1 protein-coding gene is annotated in these 270 nt (G+C 45.9%); it reads right to left on the bottom strand.

Annotation, left to right across the window (positions count from 1 at the left end; translation table 11 throughout):
- A partial coding sequence (locus FQ668_RS28840) for a hypothetical protein (RefSeq protein ID WP_218570903.1) occupies positions 1–270 on the bottom strand: 270 nt, incomplete at both ends.

The raw sequence follows: 270 nt of genomic DNA, 5'->3' as shown, positions 1-270 counted from the left end.
ATATATTGGCGCAAACGGACCAAATAGAGATCTAATTTGGTTTCGAATATCTTATCCTTAAGTTGCCTATAGTTGATTGTCTTGTCGGATTGGACTCTGAGGTTTTCGTAAGATTGTTTGACTTCTCCGATTATGGCTTCGATTTGGCGAAGATGCTCCTCTGTTTTGGCAAGCTTGAGTTCAGCTTCGCGGGCGCGGACTCTGTGCTTCGTTATGCCCGCAGCCTCTTCAAACAGATATCGCCGGTCTTCAGGTTTCGAGGATAGGACC

It is taken from the genome of Pseudomonas sp. Kh14, from assembly GCF_900291005.1.
Classification (GTDB): Bacteria; Pseudomonadota; Gammaproteobacteria; order Pseudomonadales; family Pseudomonadaceae; genus Aquipseudomonas; species Aquipseudomonas alloputida.
This window is presented reverse-complemented; position numbering and strand designations above follow the sequence as displayed.